At 67.3% G+C, this 21,115-nt stretch carries 19 protein-coding genes; all 19 read left to right on the plus strand.

Going from position 1 to position 21,115, the window contains the following annotated elements; genetic code table 11:
- The first annotated feature begins 4 nt into the window (after positions 1-4).
- The 19 genes from AC5P65_RS11300 (at position 5) to rnhB (ending at position 21,098) form a co-directional block, all read left to right on the plus strand.
- Positions 5-2,371, plus strand: coding sequence for a fimbria/pilus outer membrane usher protein (locus tag AC5P65_RS11300; RefSeq protein WP_456115416.1), 2,367 nt, complete (start codon positions 5-7; stop codon positions 2,369-2,371).
- Positions 2,368-3,405 carry a Csu type fimbrial protein gene (locus AC5P65_RS11305; protein WP_457894530.1) on the plus strand — a complete coding sequence of 346 codons (1,038 nt, stop codon included), beginning with the start codon at positions 2,368-2,370 and terminating at the stop codon, positions 3,403-3,405. The genes AC5P65_RS11300 and AC5P65_RS11305 overlap by 4 nt, the downstream gene beginning before the upstream one ends.
- A 125-nt stretch (positions 3,406-3,530) precedes the next feature.
- A complete protein-coding gene (locus tag AC5P65_RS11310; protein ID WP_238558860.1) occupies positions 3,531-3,773 on the plus strand; it encodes a hypothetical protein in 243 nt (80 codons plus the stop codon).
- Positions 3,773-4,468, plus strand: coding sequence for a fimbrial biogenesis chaperone (locus AC5P65_RS11315; protein WP_111097795.1), 696 nt, complete (start codon positions 3,773-3,775; stop codon positions 4,466-4,468). The genes AC5P65_RS11310 and AC5P65_RS11315 overlap by 1 nt, the downstream gene beginning before the upstream one ends.
- Before the next feature lie 220 nt (positions 4,469-4,688).
- Positions 4,689-5,495, plus strand: coding sequence for a 30S ribosomal protein S2 (gene rpsB, locus AC5P65_RS11320; RefSeq protein ID WP_005408748.1), 807 nt, complete (start codon positions 4,689-4,691; stop codon positions 5,493-5,495).
- Positions 5,496-5,620: 125 nt separating this feature from the next.
- Positions 5,621-6,496: a translation elongation factor Ts gene (gene tsf, locus AC5P65_RS11325; protein ID WP_019659120.1), complete on the plus strand. Its 876-nt coding sequence runs from the start codon at positions 5,621-5,623 to the stop codon at positions 6,494-6,496.
- A gap of 261 nt (positions 6,497-6,757) precedes the next feature.
- Entirely contained in the window at positions 6,758-8,296 is a 1,539-nt protein-coding gene (locus AC5P65_RS11330) for a sensor domain-containing diguanylate cyclase (RefSeq protein WP_021204144.1), read from the plus strand.
- 121 nt (positions 8,297-8,417) lie between these two features.
- Positions 8,418-9,146 (plus strand): UMP kinase, encoded by a 729-nt coding sequence (gene pyrH, locus AC5P65_RS11335; RefSeq protein ID WP_019659122.1) that lies wholly within the window; start codon positions 8,418-8,420, stop codon positions 9,144-9,146.
- 96 nt (positions 9,147-9,242) lie between these two features.
- Complete coding sequence (frr, locus tag AC5P65_RS11340) at positions 9,243-9,797, plus strand: ribosome recycling factor (protein WP_019659123.1); 555 nt, start codon at positions 9,243-9,245, stop codon at positions 9,795-9,797.
- 5 nt (positions 9,798-9,802) lie between these two features.
- Positions 9,803-10,570 carry a polyprenyl diphosphate synthase gene (gene uppS / locus AC5P65_RS11345; protein ID WP_019659124.1) on the plus strand — a complete coding sequence of 256 codons (768 nt, stop codon included), beginning with the start codon at positions 9,803-9,805 and terminating at the stop codon, positions 10,568-10,570.
- Positions 10,567-11,403 carry a phosphatidate cytidylyltransferase gene (locus tag AC5P65_RS11350; RefSeq protein WP_019659125.1) on the plus strand — a complete coding sequence of 279 codons (837 nt, stop codon included), beginning with the start codon at positions 10,567-10,569 and terminating at the stop codon, positions 11,401-11,403. The genes uppS and AC5P65_RS11350 overlap by 4 nt, the downstream gene beginning before the upstream one ends.
- 2 nt (positions 11,404-11,405) lie before the next feature.
- A complete protein-coding gene (locus AC5P65_RS11355) occupies positions 11,406-12,596 on the plus strand; it encodes a 1-deoxy-D-xylulose-5-phosphate reductoisomerase (protein ID WP_021204145.1) in 1,191 nt (396 codons plus the stop codon).
- Between the two features lie 55 nt (positions 12,597-12,651).
- The gene (gene rseP / locus AC5P65_RS11360) at positions 12,652-14,010 is read left to right on the plus strand and encodes an RIP metalloprotease RseP (protein WP_495215589.1); all 1,359 of its coding nucleotides are present in this window, start codon (positions 12,652-12,654) and stop codon (positions 14,008-14,010) included.
- A gap of 74 nt (positions 14,011-14,084) precedes the next feature.
- The gene (gene bamA, locus AC5P65_RS11365) at positions 14,085-16,448 is read left to right on the plus strand and encodes an outer membrane protein assembly factor BamA (RefSeq protein ID WP_019659128.1); all 2,364 of its coding nucleotides are present in this window, start codon (positions 14,085-14,087) and stop codon (positions 16,446-16,448) included.
- Positions 16,449-16,900: 452 nt separating this feature from the next.
- Entirely contained in the window at positions 16,901-17,923 is a 1,023-nt protein-coding gene (gene lpxD / locus AC5P65_RS11370) for a UDP-3-O-(3-hydroxymyristoyl)glucosamine N-acyltransferase (RefSeq protein WP_021203673.1), read from the plus strand.
- Positions 17,920-18,378, plus strand: coding sequence for a 3-hydroxyacyl-ACP dehydratase FabZ (gene fabZ / locus AC5P65_RS11375; protein ID WP_005415845.1), 459 nt, complete (start codon positions 17,920-17,922; stop codon positions 18,376-18,378). Before lpxD ends, fabZ begins: the two co-directional genes overlap by 4 nt.
- Positions 18,379-18,394: 16 nt before the next feature.
- Positions 18,395-19,186 (plus strand): acyl-ACP--UDP-N-acetylglucosamine O-acyltransferase, encoded by a 792-nt coding sequence (lpxA, locus tag AC5P65_RS11380; RefSeq protein WP_005415844.1) that lies wholly within the window; start codon positions 18,395-18,397, stop codon positions 19,184-19,186.
- Positions 19,187-19,239: 53 nt separating this feature from the next.
- Positions 19,240-20,442 (plus strand): lipid-A-disaccharide synthase, encoded by a 1,203-nt coding sequence (lpxB, locus tag AC5P65_RS11385; protein ID WP_227844006.1) that lies wholly within the window; start codon positions 19,240-19,242, stop codon positions 20,440-20,442.
- The gene (rnhB, locus tag AC5P65_RS11390) at positions 20,439-21,098 is read left to right on the plus strand and encodes a ribonuclease HII (protein WP_021203671.1); all 660 of its coding nucleotides are present in this window, start codon (positions 20,439-20,441) and stop codon (positions 21,096-21,098) included. The genes lpxB and rnhB overlap by 4 nt, the downstream gene beginning before the upstream one ends.
- Positions 21,099-21,115: the final 17 nt, after the last annotated feature.

Consider the following 21,115-nt stretch of genomic DNA (forward strand, 5'->3'; position numbering starts at 1 on the left):
CTTGATGGGCGCGTTGCTGGCTGCCCTGGCTCCCGCGGCGACCGAGGCCGCCGATGCGTCCGGCGCGGCCGTTGATGTCTCCGGCGTGTCGGCCGATGCCACCCTGCCGCCCCCGACCCCACTGACCGCCAGCCAGACGCTGTACCTGGATGTGTCGCTCAACAGCACGCCACGCGGCCTGCTGCCGTTCATCGAGAACCGCGGCCGGCTTCAGGCCAGCCCCCAGGTGTTGCGCCAGCTCGGCTTCAATGCCAGCGGCGAGGTACCGGTCTACCTGGACCAGATCAGTGGCGCGGTGGTGCGCTACGACGCGCACATGCAGACCCTGGCGCTGGATGTGCCGCTGGACCAGCTGACCCTGCCGACCACGGTGCTCAGCCGGCCGCAGGCGCGTGCGCCGACTGGCACTGCCTCGCCGGGCGTGCTGCTCAACTACGACGTATACGGCAGCCGGGTGGACACGCTCGGCAACCTCAGCCTGAGCTCGGAGCTGCGCGTGTTCGGCATCGGCAACGGGACTTTTGAGAACACCGCCATCAGCCGCCGCTACCAGCAACCCGGTGATCGCCGTTGGCGCGGCGAAAGCGTGCGCCTGGACACCCGCTGGAGCCTGGACTTCCCCGACAGCGCAACGACGCTGGAGGTCGGCGACTTCTACAGCGGCTTCGTCGACTGGACCCGGCCAGTGCGCCTGGGTGGCGTGCAGATCGGTCGCAACTACGGGCTGCAGCCCTATCGCGTACTGACGCCCACGCCGAGCTTCCTCGGCCAGGCCGTGGTGCCCTCCACGGTCGAGCTGTACGTGGATGGCCTGCGCCAGTACAGCGGACAGGTCCCGGTCGGTCCCTTCCAGCTGGCGGCACAGCCTGGTATCAGCGGCACCGGCAATGCGCAGGTGGTGGTAACCGATGCGTTCGGCCGCATGCAGACACTGGATTTCAGTTTCTATGGCACCCAGCAACTGCTGGCCAAGGGCCTTTCGGACTGGTCGGTCGGCGTCGGCCAGCTGCGCGAGGACTTCGGCCAGCGCTCCTTCGGCTACGACGATCGCACGGTGGCCAGTGCCAGCTGGCGCGGCGGCATCAGCGATGCCTTCACTGGCGAGGCGCATGCCGAAGGCGGCGGCGGCCTGGCCCAGGCCGGCATCGGCGGCTGGTGGCTGCTCGGCGCTGCCGGCGTGTTCAATGCGGCCTATGCACGCAGTGATTACCACGGCCTGCAGGGCGGGCAATGGGCGCTGGGCTACAGCTGGAACAACCGCCGCTTCAACGTCAATCTGCGCAGCGTGCGCAGCCACGGCGACTACCGCGACCTGGGCGCACTGCAGGGCAACCTGCCACCGAGCATCAGCGAGCAGGCCACCCTCGGCCTGGACCTGCTGCGGCTGGGCACGCTCAGCGCAAGCTACCTGCGCCTGCGCTACCCCGACGGCGACGACAACCGCTACGCCAGCCTGTTCTGGTCGCGCAGCTGGAGCCAGCGCTGGTCGGCCTACCTGTCGCTGAACCAGAACCTGGACCAGAGCGACGACCGCAGCATCTACCTGTCGCTGACCGCCAGTCTGGGCAACAACCGCCAGGCCAGCCTCTCGAGCCAACGCAACGGCGACAGCCAGAGCTGGGTCGCGGACGTGACCCAGCCGGTGCCCGGCGATGGCAGTGCCGGCGGCGTCGGCTGGCGCGCACAGCTGCGCCATGGCGAGGACGGCAATGGCGGCCTGGCCGAGGTCGGCATCCTCAACGATACCGGCCGCTATTCGTTCGGCGCCTCGCGCCAGGGCGGGCTGAACTATGCCTACGCCAGCGCCAGCGGCAGCGTGGTGTGGATGGGTGGCCACACCTTCGCCACGCGCGAAGTGTCGGACGCGTTCGCGGTGATCAGCACCAGTGGCGTCGGCGGCGTGCCGGTGCGGCTGGAAAACCGCCTGATCGGCGTCACCGATGATCGCGGCCTGCTGCTGGTCAGCCCGTTGCTGTCCTGGCAGCGCAACCGGGTCTCGATCGACACCCTGGACCTGCCCGAGGACATGCGTGCCGACCGCATCGAGAATTGGGTGACCCCGCGCCAGCGCGCCGGCACCCGGATTGCCTTCGAGCTGCGCTCGCGACCGTCGCTGAGCCTGACCCTGCTGGCAATGGACGGGCAGCCGCTGGAGGTGGGCAGCGAGGTGCAGCTGCCCGATGGCCGCCAGGCCACGGTCGGCTATGACGGCCTGCTGTACCTGGAAGACGTTGCCGCCGGCAGCGTGCTGTACGTCACCACCAGCCGCGGCCCCTGCCGGGTGAAGGTCCCCGACCCGCCCAGGGTGGTGGCGACCGGCGCGCGGCCGAAACCGGCGCCGCTGCAGTGCATTCCGGAGGTGGCGCCATGAGGACGTTGCTGCTCGGCCTGCTGCTGTTCGCTGGCCTGCTGGCGGCAGCACCGGCCCGCGCCGTCGCGGTCTGCACCGCGGTCGCCAATCCAACGCTGCCGTTCGGCAACATCAACAGCAATGCGCCTGGCCCGAGCACGGCCAACCTCAACATCACGGTGACATGCACCACCGCCGCGCTGAGCGCGCTGGCCACAACCGGTGTGCGCGTCTGCGTCGGCATCGGCGCAGGCAGTGGTGGCGGCAGCAGTTCAAGCTGGCGGACGATGAAGACCAGCAGCAGCGACAGCATTAATTTCCAGCTCTACAACTCCTCGGACTTCAGCCAGGTGACGGGGTTGGTCCCGCGCGGCACGCCCCCGGCACAGGAACTGACCATGACCTACAGCGTGCCGCTGGTCGCCGGCGGCAGCGGTGCGCAGTCCGTGCAGCTGTTCGGGCAGATTCCGGCCAACCAGATCCTGGCCTCCGGCGCCTACAGCAGCACCTTCAGCGGCGCCGACGTGGTGTTGACCTGGGCCTGGAACGAGGTCCTGCTCGGCAATGCCACAGTGCCCGCCACCTGCAACGGCGGCGCCACCGGCACCAACAGCGCAAGCGCAGCCTTCAGTTTCACCGCCAGCGCCAATGTGCTGCCGCAGTGCGGCAGCTACGTCACCACCGACATGAACTTCGGCAACGTCACCGGCGGCATTCCCGCCAACATCGACCGGACCGCCACGCTGACACTGACCTGCCTGAAGAACACCGCCTTCCAGGTCGGACTCAACAACGGCCGGAACAACCCTGCCGCGACCAGCATCCGCCGCATGGCCACCACCATCGGCGGCAGTACCTACTACCTTCCCTACGAGCTGTACCGGGACTCGGCTCGGAGCCTGCGCTGGGGCAATACGTTGACTGTCGACACGGCCAGCGGCACCGGCACCGGCAGCGCACAGCAGCTGACCATCTACGGCCGGGTGCCACCGGTCACCGGCCAGCCCCCGGCTGGTACCTACAACGACCTGGTGACGGTGACGATCACCTATTGACCGGCGTGCCGACCAACGGTCGGCACCCACCGGACGAAGGCCGTGCCGAGCGCCGGCTCGGCGCTACAGTTCCGGCACATCCCGCCGATACCGCGCAGCAAGTCTTTCAGCATGGTGGATGGCAGGTGGTTCGCACATTTTCGATCGCGGCGATGCTGGTCGCCAGTACGCCGGCCTTGGCCGAACCCAGCAGCTCCCTGCAGATCCGGCTGACCGTGGTCGACTCCTGCAGCGACGACACCGGTGGCGCGCGCTGTACGGCGCCGCACCAGCGCAGCGATACACCCCAGCTGCCATCCCAGGTGCGCGAGCTCGCACCACCGGCGACGGACGAGAACGCAACACCCGCCGTGACCCTCATCTACTGATGCGCGCGCTGCTGATCCTGCTTGCACTGCTGGCGCAGCCGGCTGCGGCGCTTGAGGTGTTGCCTACCACCCTGCAGCTGCCGGCCGAAGGCGGCCGCGCCGAGCTGTGGCTACGCAATCCCGGGCCCGGCCGCTGGCAGGGCCACGTGCAGGTGCTGGCCTGGGATCAGCAGCTGGACGCCGAACGACTGCAGCCCAGCGACCAGATCCGGGTCAGCCCGACGCGGCTGGATCTCGCCCCGGGCGGTACGCAGCGCGTCTGGCTGCTGCCACGCGATCCGGCCGCGGCAATGGGTGAACAGGCCTACAGGATCGTGCTGACGCCGGCGCTGGCAGGGCTGCCGCGCTACTCGCTACCGCTGTTCCGGGGCGCCGCGGCGCCAGTCCTGCACGCCCGCCTGCAGGGTCGGATCGAGGCCCTGGGGTCGCAGCCTGTGTTGCGACTCAGCAACTGCGGTACGCTGCACGGCCGCCTGCACGACCTGCGCTTCATCGCGGCGGACGGCCAATCGACAGTGCTGGTGGGCGGGCTGGCCGGCTACATCCTCGCCGGCCATGAACGACGCTGGCCCCTGCCCGCCCGCGCGGACAGTTACGCAGGTGGCCGCTTCCGGGCACGCCTGCAGGACGGCCGCGAGGTCGATCTGGCCGCATCTGACCCCGCAATTGCAGCGAGCGCCCGCAGCGGGCTATAATCGTCCGGATTCCTGCCGCCTGCGTGCGCGGGAACCCGTCCACACCGGACGTCACCGGTGAATCCACACCTGCTGCCCCCATCCGTGCCGGGGTGCTCCGCAAGGAGTTCGGCCACGGAGGCAACAGGGAAGCCCAACCCCGGAACCGATCGCGCTTCCACGCGTCCCGCATACCTATTCCCGCGGGCGGAATCGCTGGTTCCATATCAGGAGTATTGCAATGCCCCAGGTCACCATGCGTCAGATGCTGGAAGCCGGCGTCCACTTCGGCCACCAGACCCGCTACTGGAACCCCAAGATGGCTCCGTACATCTTCGGCGCCCGCGGCAAGATCCACATCATCAACCTGGAAAAGACCGTCCCGCTGTTCAATGACGCGATGAACTTCATCTCGTCGGTTGCCCAGAAGCGCGGCACCGTCCTGTTCCTGGGCACCAAGCGCAGCGCCCGCGAAACCATCAAGGAAGAAGCCGAGCGTTGCGGCATGCCGTTCATGAACCAGCGCTGGCTGGGCGGCACCCTGACCAACTTCCGCACCGTCAAGCAGTCGGTTGCCCGCCTGAAGGAACTGGAAGCCGGTGAAACCGACGGCACCTTCGAGAAGCTGGTCAAGCACGAAGTGCTGGGCCTGCGTCGCGAGCGCGACAAGCTGGAAGCCTCGCTGGGCGGCATCAAGGACATGAACCGCCTGCCGGACGCGATCTTCGTGATCGACATCGGCCACGAAGACATCGCGATCAAGGAAGCCAAGAAGCTGGGCATCCCGGTCATCGCCGTGGTCGACACCAACTACAACCCGGAACTGGTTGATTACGCCATCCCGGGCAACGACGACGCCATCCGCGCTGTGCAGCTGTACGCCCGCGCCGCTGCCGACGCCGTGCTGGAAGGCAAGGCTGCTGCTCCGCACGCCGCTTCGGTGCGTGAGGAAGAGTTCGCTGAAGCCGCTGCCGAAGGCGAAGAGAAGCCGGCCCGCCGCGCTCCGGCCAAGAAGGCTGCCAAGAAGGGCGACGACGCCCAGGCCTGATCCAGGCCACAGGGTGGACGCCCGGCGTCCACCCTCCTGCACGCAGCCCTTGGCGCGTGACAGGACCGTGTCACACGGGCCGGCCACCATGCCGGCCCAACCCCTTTCTTTCGTGAGGTAATCCCGTGGAAATCACTGCTTCCCTGGTCAAGGAACTGCGCGAGCGCACCGGCGCCGGCATGATGGAATGCAAGAAGGCGCTTACCGAAGCCAACGGCGACATCAACGCCGCTGCTGAAGCCATGCGCAAGTCCGGCGCTGCCAAGGCCGACAAGAAGGCTGACCGCGTGGCCGCCGAAGGCCGCCTGGGCCTGGCCCAGGATGGCGGCAAGGCCGTGCTGGTCGAAGTCAACTCGGAAACCGACTTCGTCGCCAACGACGACAACTTCAAGACCTTCGTCAACGCCGTCGCCGCTGCCGCCCTGGCATCGGGCGCCAACGACGTGGAAGCCGTGAAGGCTGCCACGCTGGCCGATGGCCGCACCGTTGAAGAAGCCCGCGCCACCGCCGTGCAGACCCTGGGTGAGAACATCCAGATCCGCCGCATGGTCAAGGTCGACACCACCGGCAACATCGGCGCCTACGTCCACACCAACGGCAAGGTCGGCGTGCTGGTTGACCTGATCGGCGGCGACGTCGAGCTGGCCCGCGGCCTGGCCATGCACGTGGCCGCGCTGAAGCCGCCGCACAACAAGGCTGCGGACGTTCCGGCCGACTTCGTCGAAAAGGAAAAGGAAATCGAGCTGGCCAAGATGTCCGAGAAGGACAAGGCCAAGCCGGCCGAGATCCTGGAAAAGATCATCAGCGGCAAGATCAACAAGATCGTCAGCGACGTGACCCTGTACGGCCAGACCTACGTGCTGGGCGACACCACCGTCGAGCAGGTGGTCAAGGCCGCTGGCGCCGATGTGGCTGGGTTCAAGCTGCTGATCGTCGGCGAAGGCATCGAGAAGGTGGTGGAAGACTACGCCGCCGAAGTTGCCAAGGCGATGCAGGTCTGATTCCAGCCCTCCGGCTGTGAAGCGACCAGAAGGAGCCGCGGGAAACCGCGGCTCTTTTTTTGTACCCACTGCATCGGCGGGTGGGCACCGTTGGTGCGCGCACTGACGCCAGGCACAGCCCGATATCAGGGCTCTTTGCGTTGCGCGCGAATCAAGCCGATACTCGGCGCAGGGAATCCACAGTCGCGTAGCAGGAAGGAAAATCGCGGACTGTGATGCATTCCTAGGTATTCTTGTCCTAATGGAATTGAACGACCCGACATGCCTCCCGAGCTGACAGCTGCCCTGGCGCTCTGCCGCAACCTGCCCTCGCCGCCCGGTATTGCCCTGCGCATCATCGAGCTGGCACAGGACCCGGAAGCGGATATCGCCACCGCCGCCGACATCATCGCCATCGACATGGCGCTGAGCGCTCGCATGCTGCGCATCGCCAATTCGCCGCTGTACGCCAGCCGCCGCCGCATCGAGAACCTTGGCCAGGCACTGACCATGCTCGGCCTTAACGCCACAATCAGCCTTGCCCTGGGTTTCACCGTCACCCAGGGCCTGACCGGCGGCGCAGGCGCCGACCACGACCTGCGCCAGCGCGCGTGGAAGCGCAGCATTCTCAGTGCACTGGCCGCCAGCCAGCTGGGCCAGGCCCGCGGCCTGCGCCGGCTGGAGGAACTGATGCTGGCCGGGCTGCTGCAGGACCTGGGCGTGCTGTGCCTGGCCCAGGCCGAATCGGAGCGTTACCTGCCGCTGCTGCGCGAAGCCCGTGACAACACGGACCTGGTCGCCCGCGAACGCGACGCGCTCGGCTGCAGCCACGCCGATGTCGGCGCCTGGGTGGCCGAGCAATGGGGCCTGCCACGCTATCTGGTTGAGAGCATCAGCCACAGCGAGGACGACGACGCCGCCGATTCGCCGTTCCAGGCCTGCGTGCAGCTGTCCGGCGCCGTTGCCGACATCTGGCTGGACGATGACGCCGATGCCGCCCGCGAGCGCGCCCTGCACCAGGTGCATGAGCGGCTGGAACTCGACAGCGCCCGTTTCGACCAGGTGCTGACCCGCATCAGCGAGGCCCTGCCGGATATCGCCAGCCTGTTCGAGGCCGGCCTGAACTCGCCCTCGCGGGTCCGCGAGCTGATCGACCACGCGCAGGAGCTGGCCACCCTGCGCAACCTGCGCGAGCTGCAGGATGCCGAGCAGGCACGCCGCCGCGCCGACGAATTCGAGGCGCGGGCCAAGCGCCTGGCTGACCAGGCCCACCGCGACGCCCTGACCGGCGTGCTCAACCGGCGCCAGCTGGAGGCGGTGCTCGAGCAGGAGTTCCTGCGCGCCGGGCGTCAGGGCTGGCCGCTGTCGGTGGCCTTCATCGACCTGGATGACTTCAAGAAGATCAACGACGCCCACGGCCACCTGACCGGCGACGAGGTGCTGCGCGCCTTTGCCGGCAAGCTGCAGGGCCAGCTGCGCCATAGCGATACCGTGGCCCGCTTCGGCGGCGAGGAATTCGTCGCGCTGCTGCCCAATACCAGTGAGTCCGTGGCCCTTGACGTAATCCGGCGCGTACTGGCCAACATCGTCGCCACGCCGATGGCCGAACTGGAGGGAGGGCCGCTGTTCGTCACCTTCTCCGCCGGCGTGGCTACCCAGGGCGGCTACGAGCGCTTTGCCGACGTGCAGGACCTGCTGCGCGCCGCCGACGACGTGCTGTACCGCTCGAAGAACCTGGGCCGTAACCGGGTGATCGCCCGCTCCCCCGGTGCGCTCGGCCACGACGAGCTTTCAGCCACCGCCGGCGCCGAGCTGGGCTGAACGGGACGCCCTGCATGACCGGGGCGGATGGCAGGATTTCGCGCCGCAGTGCACAAAACACTTTGGCCCTACGCCGCATGCGCGTAGAATCCCCCGCGATTTCCACGCACCCGAGGTCCCCATGTCCAAGCTCGCCTATCGCCGCATCCTCCTGAAACTGTCCGGGGAGGCGCTGATGGGAGATGAGGACTACGGCATCGACCCGAAGGTCATCAACCGCCTGGCCCGTGAGGTCATCGAAGCCCAGCAGGCCGGTGCCGAAGTGGCACTGGTGATCGGCGGCGGCAACATCTTCCGCGGCGCCGGCCTGGCCGCTGGCGGCATGGACCGGGTCACCGGCGACCAGATGGGCATGCTGGCCACGGTCATCAACGCCCTGGCCATGCAGGACGCCCTCGAGAAACTGGGCGCCAAGGCCCGCGTGATGAGCGCGATCAAGATCAACGACGTGTGCGAGGACTACATCCGCCGCCGCGCCATCCGCCACCTGGAAAAGGGCCGCCTGGTGATTTTCGCCGCTGGCGTCGGCAGCCCGTTCTTCACCACCGACTCCGGCGCCGCGCTGCGCGCGATCGAGATCGGCGCCGACCTGCTGCTGAAGGCCACCAAGGTCGATGGCGTGTACGACAAGGACCCGAACAAACACAGCGACGCGGTCCGCTTCGACAGCCTGAGCTACGACGAAGTCATCCGCCGCGGCCTGGAAGTGATGGATACGGCGGCCTTCGCGCTGGCCCGCGACAGCGACCTGCCGATGCGCGTGTTCGACATGGGCCAGCCGGGTGAGCTGCTGAAGATCCTCAGCGGCGCGAACATCGGCACCCTGGTCCAGGGCCGCGACCCGGCCTGAGCCTGAGCGCCAGGCGAGCTCCGGGCCGATTCAGGCCCGGCAGCGTCCCGTATTCGCCTATAATCGCCCGATTCCAGTTACACCCAGGACCCGGCGATGCTCAACGACATCAAGAACAACGCGCAGACGCGCATGGCCAAGAGCATCGACGCTCTGAAGCACACCCTCACCTCGATCCGCACCGGCCGCGCCACCCCGGCCCTGCTGGACCGTGTCACGGTCAGCGCCTATGGCAACGCCAGCACCCCGCTGAACCAGGTCGCGTCGATCTCCAACGCCGACGCGCACTCGCTGCTGGTCACGCCGTTCGACAAGGGCATGATCAAGGAGATCGAAAAGGGTCTCTACAACGCCGAATTCACCCCGAACACGCTGGGCACTGCGATCCGCATCAACATGCCGCCGCCGACCGAAGAGCGCCGCAAGGAGCTGGTCAAGCAGGTGCAGAAGGAAGGCGAAGGCGCGAAGATCGCGATCCGCAACATCCGCCAGGACGCGAACAAGGAAATCGCCAAGCTTGTCAAGGACAAGGCGATCAGCGAAGACGAGAAGAAGCGCGGTGAAGACGACATCCAGAAGTTGACCGACACCAACATCAAGGACGTCGACAAGGTCGTTGCCGACAAGGAAAAAGAACTGCTGTCGGTCTGAAGTCGATGCCTTCAGTCCCACCTCCGTTGCCGGCCGCCCTGCCCCGCCACATCGCCATCATCATGGATGGCAATGGGCGCTGGGCACAGCAGCGCCGTCGTCCGCGCGTGATCGGCCACCGGGCCGGCGCGCGCGCGGTCAACCGCACCATCGAGCGCTGCCTTGAACTGGGCATACCGGCGCTGACCCTGTTCGCGTTTTCCAGCGAGAATTGGGGCCGGCCGCAGGAAGAAGTCGATGCCCTGATGAAGCTGTTCCTCGGCGCGCTCGACCGTGAAGTGGACGAGCTGCATCGGCGTGGCGTGCGCGTTCGCTTCATCGGCGAACGCGAGCGCTTCGGTGCAGGGCTGGTCAGCCGCATGCAGCTGGCCGAGCAGCGCACCGCCGACAACACCACCCTGACCCTGTCGATCGCCGCCAGCTACGGCGGCCGCCAGGACATCGCCCGCGCCGCGCGCGCCCTGGCCGTCGAAGTGGCGGCCGGTCGCCTTCTGCCCGAGCAGATCGATGAATCGCTGCTGGGCAGCCAGGTGGCCCTGGCCGACCTGCCACCGCCGGACCTGTTCATCCGCACCGGTGGCGACACCCGCATCAGCAACTTCCTGCTGTGGCAGCTGGCCTATACCGAGCTGTGGTTCACCGATGCCCTGTGGCCGGACTTCGATGCCGGGCAGCTGCAGCAGGCGCTGGACGCCTATGGCAGACGTGAGCGTCGTTTCGGCCTGACCAGCGCCCAGATCGCCGCACTGGCCACCGAGACTTCCAGCCCATGACCAAGATCCGAGTCCTTGCCGCGCTGATCATGGCGCCGGTCGCCATTGCCGCGATCCTGCTGCTGCCGACCCAGTGGCTGGCAGCGGCGGCCGCTGCGGTGCTGCTGATCGGCCTGTGGGAATGGCTGAAGCTGGCCGGCATCGAAGACACCCTGGCGCGTACCGTGCTGCTGGTACTGAACCTGCTGCTGATGGTGCTGCTGGTCTGGGCCGATGGCAGCACGCTGGTGCTGTTCCAGATCACCACCCTGGCCGGCGTGGCCTGGTGGCTGGCCGCGCTGGTCTGGTTGCGCTTCTTCAACTTCGGTGCGCAGCCGTCGGCACCCTCGCGCATCGTGAAGATGCTGGCCGGTACGCTGGCCATCGTTCCGGCCTGGGCTGCGCTGGTGCTGATCCATGCCGGCGGCGATCCGCCGGGCAGGCAGGGCCACCTGTGGCTGCTGGCTGCGCTGGCACTGGTCTGGGCGGCCGATTCGGGCGCCTATTTCGCCGGTCGTCACTTCGGCAAGCACAAGCTGGCCCCACGGATCAGCCCCAACAAGACCTGGGAAGGCCTGTTCGGCGGCCTGCTGGCCGGTGTCGCCGTGGCCCTCGGCCTGGGCTGGCTGGCCGGCATCGACGCCGGGCACCTGCCAGGCCTGCTGATCACCTCGGTGGTGGCCGTGTTCGCCTCGGTGCTGGGTGACCTGTTCGAAAGCCTGATCAAGCGCCACGCCGGCGCCAAGGACTCCGGAAACCTGATTCCAGGCCATGGTGGTGTGCTCGATCGTGTCGACGGTGTCCTGGCTGCCGTGCCGGTGTTCGCACTCGGCAAGGAAATCTTCGGATTCTGACCATGAATGCTGTCGCAGACCTGCGCCGGGTCGCCGTGTTCGGCGCCACCGGCTCGATCGGTGCTTCCACGCTGGACGTGATCGCCCGCCACCCGCACCGCTACCAAGCCACGGTGCTCGCTGCCGGCCGCCAGGTGCAGGCGCTGCTGGCACTGTGCCGCCAGCACAGGCCAGCGCACGCGGTCATCGCCGACGAAGCGCTGTTCACCGAACTGCGCGACGGCCTCCGCGATGCGGGGCTGTCCACCGAGGCGCATGCCGGCCATGCCGCGCTGGACCAGTTGGCCGCCAGTGACGCCTGCGACACCGTGGTCGCCGCGATCGTTGGCGCGGCCGGGCTGTCTTCCACCCTGGCCGCAGCCGCCGCGGGCAAGCGCATCCTGCTGGCCAACAAGGAATCACTGGTACTGGCCGGTGAGCTGCTGACCCGCACCGCTGAACGCGCGGGCGCCGAGATCATCCCGATCGACAGCGAACACAGCGCAATCTTCCAGTGCCTGCGCTCACGCGATGCCAGCGTTGATGGCGCCGGCGTGCGCCGGATCCTGCTGACCGCCTCCGGCGGCCCATTCCGTGGCCGCAGCCGCGACGAACTGGCCCAGGTCACCCCGGCCCAGGCCGTTGCCCACCCGAAATGGTCGATGGGGCCGAAGATCTCGGTCGATTCGGCGACGTTGATGAACAAGGGCCTGGAAGTCATCGAGGCCCACCACCTGTTCGGCGTACCCGGCGAACGCATCGAGGTACTGGTGCACCCGCAGAGCCTGGTCCATTCGCTGGTCGAGTTCGTTGATGGTTCGACCCTGGCACAGATGGGCCTGCCGGACATGCGCACCACCCTCGCCGTTGGCCTGGGCTGGCCGCAACGCATCGAATCGGGCGTGGCCGGGCTGGATCTGCTGGCCCAGGGCCGGCTGGATTTCGAGGCCCCGGACACGGACGCGTTCCCCTGTCTGGCGCTGGCCTGGCAGGCCATGCAGGCCGGCGGCACCGCACCGGCGGTGCTGAACGCCGCCAATGAAGAGGCGGTTTCAGCGTTTCTTCAGGGCCGGATCGGTTTCCTGACCATCCCGAAGCTGGTTGCTAACGCTCTTTCAACACTGCCGACCCAGCCAGCCGATACACTGGAGGTCCTGTTGTGCGCCGACCAGCGGGCACGCCAGCTCACCCTGAACGCCATCGACGCCGCCTGAACGACTGCCTCGCCCAGCATGACGCCGCCGCCCCTGCCCGCCATTGTGAGCCTGCATGACTGACTTCATCGGATCGGTCTGGTGGATGATTGTCAGCCTCGGGCTGCTGGTCACGTTCCACGAGTTCGGGCATTACTGGGTCGGGCGCCTGTGCGGGGTCAAGATCCTGCGCTTCTCGGTCGGCTTCGGCCGGCCGCTGTGGTCGCGCCGGGACAGGCACGGCACCGAGTTCGCCATTGCCGCCATCCCGCTCGGCGGCTACGTGAAGTTCCTCGACGAACGCGAGGTTGAAGTCCACCCCCACGAGCGCGGCCAGGCCTTCAACCACAAGAGCGTCTGGCAGCGCATTGCCATCGTTGCCGCCGGCCCGATCGCCAACCTGCTGCTGTGCATCCTGCTGCTGTGGGCGATGTTCGTGATCGGCAAGCAGGATTATTCGCCGACGATCGGCCGTGTCAGCGGCATCGCTGCCAATGCCGGGCTGGCCAGGGGTGACCGCGTGCTGCGCGTGGACGAGCGCCCGGTCGTTACCCTCGGTGAAGCCAGCATGGCGCTGACCGCGGCCGCGATGGACCGCCGCGACGTGAGGCTGGAGGTGCTGGATACGGCTGACCAGGTACGCATGCGCACTCTGCCGCTGTCGCAGCTGCCGGCAGGTTTCGATGAGCGGCGGGTGCCGATCCTGGCCGGCCTGTACTGGCAGTCGTGGCTGCAGCCGGCGCTGGTCGACTCGCTGACGCCGGATTCGGTGGTGGCCGGGCAGCTGCAGCCGGGGGACCTGATCGTGGCCATTGATGGCCAGCGCATCGATGGTGCCGATCAGGTCATCGGCGAGATCCAGACGCTGGGCCGCGCCGGCGGCCCTGGCATGATCGAGGTCCTGCGCGGCGGTGAACGCCTGGCGCTGGAAGTCACCCCGCGCCAGGGCAAGGATTCCAGGGGTGAACCGACCTGGCAGATCGGCGTGCAGTTCCCGACTTCGTTCAGCCCTCCCTACGACACCCTGCTTCGCTATGGCCCGCTCGACGCGGTCACCGTGGCTGTGCGCGAAACCGGCCGCCTGGCGGCAGATTCGCTGGGCATGATGGGCCGAATCGTCACCGGCAAGGCCTCGCTGCAGAACGTGTCCGGGCCAGTCACCATCGCCCGGGTGGCCAATGTCTCGGCCAAGCGCGGCCTCGACTGGTTCCTGCAGTTCCTTGCCCTGCTGTCCCTCAGCCTGTGCATCATCAACCTGCTGCCGATCCCGATCTTGGACGGCGGCCACCTGCTGTATTACCTTATCGAGTTGGTCAAGGGCAGCCCGCTGAGCGAGCGTGCCATCGCCGCCGGCCAGTACATCGGCCTGGCGTTGCTGGCCGGGCTGATGGGGTTGGCGTTCTACAACGACATCCTCGGCCTGGTCCCGCGATGAACTTTTCCACGTTGTTGCCGTCTACAGCGTCGGCATCCCGCACCAATGAAATCGACCTTCCTACCGGACGTGACATGACGCGACTCCCCAATCGCCGCCTGCTGGCCCTCGCCCTTGCCGCCGTCACCGGCGCCCCCGCCCTGGCCCAGGCAGCCGAGCCCTTCACTGTCAGCGACATCCGCGTCGACGGCCTGCAGCGCATCAGCTCGGGCACGGTGTTCACCTACCTGCCGGTGGAACGTGGCGAGACGGTCACCGACAGCAAGGTCGGCGAGACGATCCGCGCCCTGTACAAGACCGGCTTCTTCGAGGATGTGCAGCTGGACCGCCAGGGCAGCATCCTGGTAGTGACCGTCAAGGAACGCCCGGCGATCAACAAGCTGACCGTGACCGGCAACAAGGACATCAAGTCCGAGCAGCTGCTCAAGGGCCTGTCCGACATCGGCCTGACCGAGGGCGGCACCTTTGATCGGCTGAGCCTGGACCGCGTGACCCAGGAACTTCGCCGCCAGTACAACGACCGCGGCAAGTACAACGTCGAGATCACCCCCACGGTGAGCCCGCTGGACCGCAACCGCGTGGACATCGCCATCGCCATCAAGGAAGGCAAGGCGGCCAAGATCCGCCACGTCAACCTGGTGGGCACCGAAAAGTTCGAGAGCAAGGACATCCTGGAAACCTGGGAGTCCAAGGAGCACAACTGGGCGTCCTGGTACCGCCGTGACGACCAGTACTCCAAGGAAAAGCTGTCCGGCGACCTGGAAAAGCTCAATTCCTGGTACCTGGACCGCGGCTATGTCGACTTCAGCATCGATTCGACCCAGGTGTCGATCAGCCCCGACAAGCGCGACATGTTCCTCACCGCCGGCGTGACCGAAGGTGCGCAGTACAAGATCTCCGAGATCAAGGTCAGCGGCGACACCATCCTCCCGCAGGAGGACGTCGAGCGCATGGTGATCCAGAAGTCCGGCGATACGTTCTCGCGTGCGCTGCTGGAGTTCAGCTCGGACACCATCACCAATTCGCTGTCCAACATCGGCTACGCGTTCGCCAAGGTGAACCCGATCCCGACCACCAACCGCGCCGAGCAGACCGTGGCGATCAACATGCAGGTCGTGCCCGGCCCGCGCGTGTCGGTGCGTCGCATCCTGTTCCGCGGGAACACGCGTACGTCCGACGAAGTGATGCGTCGCGAAATGCGCCAGTTCGAGAACAGCTGGTACTCGCAGGCCGCGATCGATCGTTCCAAGATCCGCCTGCAGCGCTTGGGCTACTTCGAATCGGTGGACGTCGAGACCCCGGCCGTCAGCGGCAGCAACGACCAGGTCGACGTCGTCTACAACGTCAAGGAAACCACCTCGGGCAGCTTCGTGTTCGGCCTGGGCTACTCGCAGTCCTACGGCATGACCACGTCGGTGCAGCTGTCGCAGAACAACTTCCTCGGCGGCGGCAACCGCGTGTCGGTCGAAGCCTCGCGCAGCAGCTACCTGCAGCGTTACGGCTTCAGCTACACCAACCCGTACTTCACCGATGACGGCGTCTCGCTGGGCTACAACCTGTCCTGGCGCGAACTGGACTACTCCGACTTCAACACCGCGCAGTACAACAGCACCAACGGTGCCGCGCAGGTGGTGTTTGGCGTGCCGCTGACCGAGACCGACACCGTCTCGCTGATGTTCGGCATCGACAGCAACCAGATCACCACCTACGAAGGCTCGACCCCGCAGTCGATCATCGACTACATCAACGCCGTCGGTAAGCGCACCTTCCATGCCTGGCGCACCGAGCTGGGCTGGGCGCGCGACTCGCGCAACGACTACTTCATGCCGACCCGCGGTACCTACCAGCGCGTGGGCCTGGAAACCACGCTGCCGGGTTCGACCATCGAGTACTACAAGCTGAACTACCAGATCAGCAAGTACTGGCCGATCATGCCGTCGCTGGTGATCAACACCCGCGCCGAAATCGGCTACGGTGATGCGTACGGCAAGGACTACACCCGTACGCTGACCAATCCGGATGGCACCACCCGCACCGTCACCGCCAGCGGCCTGCCGTTCTTCGAGAACTTCTACGCCGGTGGTACCAACTCGGTACGCGGCTTCGAGGACAACACACTCGGCCCGCGCGAAGTTACCCGCGGCTACCCAGAAGGCCAGCCGCTGGGTGGCTCGCTGAAGACCGTCGGCTCGGTGGAGGCCTACTTCCCGCGCCTGTTCGACAGCCCGTCGGCGCGCGTGTCCGCCTTCGTCGACTTCGGCAACGTGTATACCGGCGTGGACAACTTCAAGGCCAACGAGCTGCGCGTATCCACCGGTGTGGCCCTGCTGTGGCGCGCCCCGGTCGGCCCGATCTCGATCAGCTACGCCTTCCCGCTGAAGAAGGAAGACGATGACAAGATCGAACGCCTGCAATTCACGTTCGGTGGCCAGTTCTGAGGAACTCTGTTCCTCAGAACTGATCCACCTCCGGTGAATTGCCCGCGCATTTCACCTATCCCCCGCGCCGCTGGCGCCCCCTTCAACAAAGGGGGGCTCTCCACCAGACGGGGCGCGAAGCGCCGGGCATTGCCCGGCGTTTTCGTTTTACTTGCTCGCCGCCCTTACTTCCCGCGCTCGCGTGAAATCATCTGGTGATGGCGCAGGGGGCTGACCAGGACCGTTGGCGCCATGGGCCCGAGGCATGCCTCGGGCGGGTTGGGCAGGACGCCCAACCCGGTCTTGCCGTGTGCGCAGGACAGCGCACACGAGCAAGGCGCCATCGAGCACCATGGAGGGGCTTTTGCGTGTCCTGGCCAGGGCCACCCGCCGCCTCCCACCGTACCCGGCAGGCGCCAAGCCCTGCCCCCCCCCCGCATGACCGCAATGGCGTCACACGTTAAACTCCCGCCGTGAATACTCCCACCTACACCGCCCAGCAACTCGCCGAGCAGTTCGGCCTGCAGGTCCATGGCGACCCCGCCACCGCCATCCATGGCGTGGCCACCCTCGCCCATGCCGGTCCTGGCCAGCTGACCTTCCTTGCCAACCCGCGCTACCGCGCCCAGCTGGCCGACAGCCAAGCCTCGCTGGTGGTGCTGCGTGCCGAAGACGCCGAGTCCGCTCCCGGCGCCGCGCTCGTCGCCAAGGACCCGTACACCACCTTCGCCAAGATCGCCGCGCTGTTCGACATCGCGCCGACCCGTCCGCCGGGCATCCACCCCAGCGCGGTGATCGACCCCAGTGCCCAGGTTGCGGCCAGCGCGCACATCGGTCCGTTCGTCTCGGTCGGTGCGCGCAGCGTGGTCGGCGAGAACTGCATCATCGGCGCCGGCAGCGTGATCGGCGAGGACTGCAGCCTGGATTCCGGCTGTGAGCTGATCGCCCGGGTCACCCTGGTCACCCGGGTCCGGCTGGGCAAGCGCGTGCGCGTGCATCCCGGTGCCGTGCTCGGCGCCGACGGCTTTGGCCTGGCGATGGACGCCGGCAAGTGGATCAAGGTGCCGCAGCTCGGCGGCGTGCGCATCGGCGACGATTGCGAAATCGGCGCCAACACCTGCGTCGACCGTGGCGCGCTGGAAGACACCGTGCTGGACGAAGACGTACGCCTGGACAACCTGGTGCAGATCGCGCACAACGTGCAGATCGGTGCGCATTCGGCCATCGCCGGTTGCACCGGCATCGCCGGCAGCGCCAAGATCGGCCGCTATTGCCTGCTCGGCGGCCACGTCGGCGTTGTCGGCCACCTGGAGATCTGCGACAAGGTCGTGATCACCGGCAAGTCGGTGGTCCGCAATTCCATCCATGAGCCGGGCGAGTACTCATCCGGCACCCCGTTGACCGACAACCGTACGTGGCGCAAGAACGCCGCGCGTTTCAAGCAGCTGGACGCATTGGCTCGCCGCGTCCTGGCTGCTGGCAAGGAGAAAGAATGAACGATTCGCTGCAGCTTCCGATCGACGTCTGCCAGATCCAGGAACTGCTTCCACACCGCTACCCGTTCCTGCTGGTGGACCGGGTGCTTGAACTCGACGTCGAGGCCAAGCGGATCCTGGCGCAGAAGAACGTCAGCATCAACGAGCCGTTCTTCCAGGGCCACTTCCCGGGCCGCCCGATCATGCCCGGCGTACTGATCATCGAAGCGCTGGCGCAGGCCGGCGGCGTGATGACCCAGCTCACGCTTGGCCGCGATGCGCAGTCCAAGCTGTTCTACATGGTCAAGGTGGAAAACGCCCGCTTCAACAAGCAGGTCGTCCCCGGCGACGTGCTGATGCTGGACGTGCAGATGAAGCGCCTGATCCGCAACATGGGCTGGTACTACGGCGAAGCCAAGGTCAACGGCGAAGTCGTCGCGTCGGCCGAGGTCATGTGTGCCGGCGCCAAGGGCTGATCCACTGGAGGCAGCAATGACTGACAACGCACCGCGGATCCACCCCACCGCCGTCATCGACCCGGCCGCACGCCTGGCCGACGATGTCCAGGTGGGCGCCTTCACCCTGATCGGCCCCGACGTTGAAATCGGTGCCGGTACGGTGGTGGGCCCCCATTGCAGCATCCACGGCCCGACCCGGATCGGCCGCGACAACCGCTTCGTCGGCCATGCCGCGATCGGTGGCGAGCCGCAGGACAAGAAGTTCGGCGGCGAGCGCACCGAACTGGTGATCGGCGACCGCAACGTGTTCCGCGAGTTCGTCACCCTGAACCGTGGCACCGGCGGCGGCGGCGGCATCACCACCATCGGCAACGACAACTGGATGCTGGCCTACACGCACGTGGCGCACGACTGCCATGTCGGCAATTTCTGCGTGTTCTCCAACAACACCACCCTGGCCGGCCATGTGACCGTGGGCGACTACGTGATCATCAGCGGCTTCGCCGGTGCCCACCAGTTCTGCCGGATCGGCGCGCATGCCTTCCTCGGCATGGGCGCGCTGACCAATGGTGACGTACCGCCGTTCACCATGGTCGGTACTGATTCGCTGGGACGCCCGCGCGGCATCAACAGCGAAGGCCTGAAGCGACGTGGCTTCGACGCTGACCGCATTTCGGCCATCAAGCGTGCCTACCGCACGCTGTACGTGGCGGGCCTGCCGCTGGCAGAGGCCAAGGTGCAGCTGACCGAGCAGGCGCGTGACAGCGACGACGTAAAGGCGATGCTGGACTTCATCGAGCACGCCGAGAGGCCCCTGCTGCGATGAGCAGCACGACCGGCCAGGCGCCGGCCGGCGCCGCAGTGATCCCGCTGGCCTCGATGACCGGCAGCGTCCCGGCGCAACGGGTGCTCAGCGAGCGCCCGTTGCGGATCGCGCTGGTGGCCGGCGAGGCCTCCGGCGATCTGCTCGGTGCGGGCCTGGTCCGCGAACTGAAAGCGCGCTTCCCGAATGCCGAGTTCGCCGGCATCGGTGGCGACGCCATGCGCAGCGCGGGCTGCCAGACCTGGCACGATGCCAGCGAGCTGGCGGTGATGGGCCTGACCGAAGTGCTGCGCCACCTGCCGCGCCTGCTCAAGCTGCGTTCGGCGTTCCGCCAGCGTGCGCTTGACTGGCAGCCGGACGTGTTCATCGGCATCGACGCCCCCGACTTCAACCTGGGTATCGAGCGTTGGCTGAAGCAGCGTGGCGTGAGCACCGTGCATTACGTCAGTCCCTCGGTCTGGGCCTGGCGCGAAAAGCGCGCCGAGAAGATCGGCAGCAGCGCCGACCTGGTGCTGTGCCTGTTCCCGATGGAGCCACCGATCTATGCCAGGCACGGCATCGACGCGCGCTTCGTCGGCCACCCGATGGCCGATGACATTCCGCTGCAGGGCAATCGCGAGGAAGCACGCGCCGCGCTCGGACTGCCGGCCTCGGCCAAGGTGCTGGCAGTGTTGCCGGGCAGCCGCCTGGGCGAGATCTCGCGCCTGGGCGAACCGTTCTTCGAAGCCGCCTGGCAGGTCTCCGAACGCATTCCGGGCCTGCATGTGGTGGTGCCTGCCGCCAACCCGGCCTGCAGGGAACTGATCGAGGAACAGCTGTCGCGCTCGGCGCTGCCGGTGGCCTATTCGCATGTGCTGGATGGCCAGGCGCGCAACGCGATGATCGCCGCCGACGTGGTGGTGCTGGCCTCCGGTACCGCGACCCTGGAGGCCATGCTGGTGAAGCGGCCGATGGTGGTCGGTTACCGCGTCAACGAACTGACCTATCGACTGGTGAAGGCGCTCGGCCTGATCAAGGTCGACCGCTTCGCCCTGCCCAACATCCTGGCCGGGCAGGACCTGGCACCGGAACTGATGCAGCACGACTGCACGCCGGACAAGCTGGCCGCGGCCATCCAGCAGTGGTTCGACCACCCGCAGCGGGTGACCGATCTGCAGGATGCCTACGTGCGCCTGCACGAGCGGCTGCGCCGCAACGCCTCGGCGCGTGCCGCCGACGCCGTTGGCGAACTGCTGATGCGCGACCAGGCACAGGCATGAGCCGCCGTCACGCCGCCGCAGCCAGCCTGACCCTGTTCGACGGTGCGCCCGTGGTCGAGCCGGAGCGCCTAGTCGCTGGCGTCGACGAGGCAGGCCGTGGCCCACTGGCCGGGCCGGTCGCGGTGGCAGCGGTGGTGTTCGACCCGTCGCGACCACGGATCAACGGCCTGGATGACTCCAAGCAGCTGACCGCGGCCCGCCGCGAGCAGCTGCATGACCGCATCATCGAGCGCGCCCTGGCCTGGCATGTGGTGCTGGTGGACGTGGACACCATCGACCGCCTGAACATCTACCAGGCCACCCTGCAGGGCATGCGTGACGTCGTTGCAGCGGTCGCCCATGTGGCCGGCTTCGCGCGCATCGACGGCAACGTGGTGCCCAAGGGCCTGGCACTGCCGGCGCAGGCGCTGGTCGGCGGCGATGGCATCGACCGCGCGATCATGGCCGCCTCGATCCTGGCCAAGGTCTCGCGCGACCGCTACATGCAGGAGGTGCATGCCCGCCATCCGAAGTACGGCTTCGAACAGCACAAGGGCTACGGCACCCCGGCCCACCTGGCCGCCCTGCGCGAGCACGGCCCCTGCATGGAGCACCGCCGCAGCTTCGCTCCGGTGCGTGAGTGTCTGGACCTGACGCAGGCGGCGGCCATCGCCTGAGCCAGCTGGAGTTGTAG

The organism is Stenotrophomonas sp. YJH_SMC_48-3 (genome assembly GCF_059369375.1).

Excerpts from the sequence above, each read along its gene's own strand:
- AC5P65_RS11300 (WP_456115416.1), top strand. The coding sequence starts at position 5 with ATGGGCGCGTTGCTGGCTGCCCTGGCTCCCGCGGCGACCGAGGCCGCC.
- AC5P65_RS11305 (WP_457894530.1), top strand. The coding sequence starts at position 2,368 with ATGAGGACGTTGCTGCTCGGCCTGCTGCTGTTCGCTGGCCTGCTGGCG.
- AC5P65_RS11315 (WP_111097795.1), top strand. The coding sequence starts at position 3,773 with ATGCGCGCGCTGCTGATCCTGCTTGCACTGCTGGCGCAGCCGGCTGCG.
- rpsB (WP_005408748.1), top strand. The coding sequence starts at position 4,689 with ATGCCCCAGGTCACCATGCGTCAGATGCTGGAAGCCGGCGTCCACTTC.
- AC5P65_RS11330 (WP_021204144.1), top strand. The coding sequence starts at position 6,758 with ATGCCTCCCGAGCTGACAGCTGCCCTGGCGCTCTGCCGCAACCTGCCC.
- pyrH (WP_019659122.1), top strand. The coding sequence starts at position 8,418 with ATGTCCAAGCTCGCCTATCGCCGCATCCTCCTGAAACTGTCCGGGGAG.
- frr (WP_019659123.1), top strand. The coding sequence starts at position 9,243 with ATGCTCAACGACATCAAGAACAACGCGCAGACGCGCATGGCCAAGAGC.
- uppS (WP_019659124.1), top strand. The coding sequence starts at position 9,803 with ATGCCTTCAGTCCCACCTCCGTTGCCGGCCGCCCTGCCCCGCCACATC.
- AC5P65_RS11350 (WP_019659125.1), top strand. The coding sequence starts at position 10,567 with ATGACCAAGATCCGAGTCCTTGCCGCGCTGATCATGGCGCCGGTCGCC.
- AC5P65_RS11355 (WP_021204145.1), top strand. The coding sequence starts at position 11,406 with ATGAATGCTGTCGCAGACCTGCGCCGGGTCGCCGTGTTCGGCGCCACC.
- rseP (WP_495215589.1), top strand. The coding sequence starts at position 12,652 with ATGACTGACTTCATCGGATCGGTCTGGTGGATGATTGTCAGCCTCGGG.
- bamA (WP_019659128.1), top strand. The coding sequence starts at position 14,085 with ATGACGCGACTCCCCAATCGCCGCCTGCTGGCCCTCGCCCTTGCCGCC.
- fabZ (WP_005415845.1), top strand. The coding sequence starts at position 17,920 with ATGAACGATTCGCTGCAGCTTCCGATCGACGTCTGCCAGATCCAGGAA.
- lpxA (WP_005415844.1), top strand. The coding sequence starts at position 18,395 with ATGACTGACAACGCACCGCGGATCCACCCCACCGCCGTCATCGACCCG.
- lpxB (WP_227844006.1), top strand. The coding sequence starts at position 19,240 with ATGACCGGCAGCGTCCCGGCGCAACGGGTGCTCAGCGAGCGCCCGTTG.
- rnhB (WP_021203671.1), top strand. The coding sequence starts at position 20,439 with ATGAGCCGCCGTCACGCCGCCGCAGCCAGCCTGACCCTGTTCGACGGT.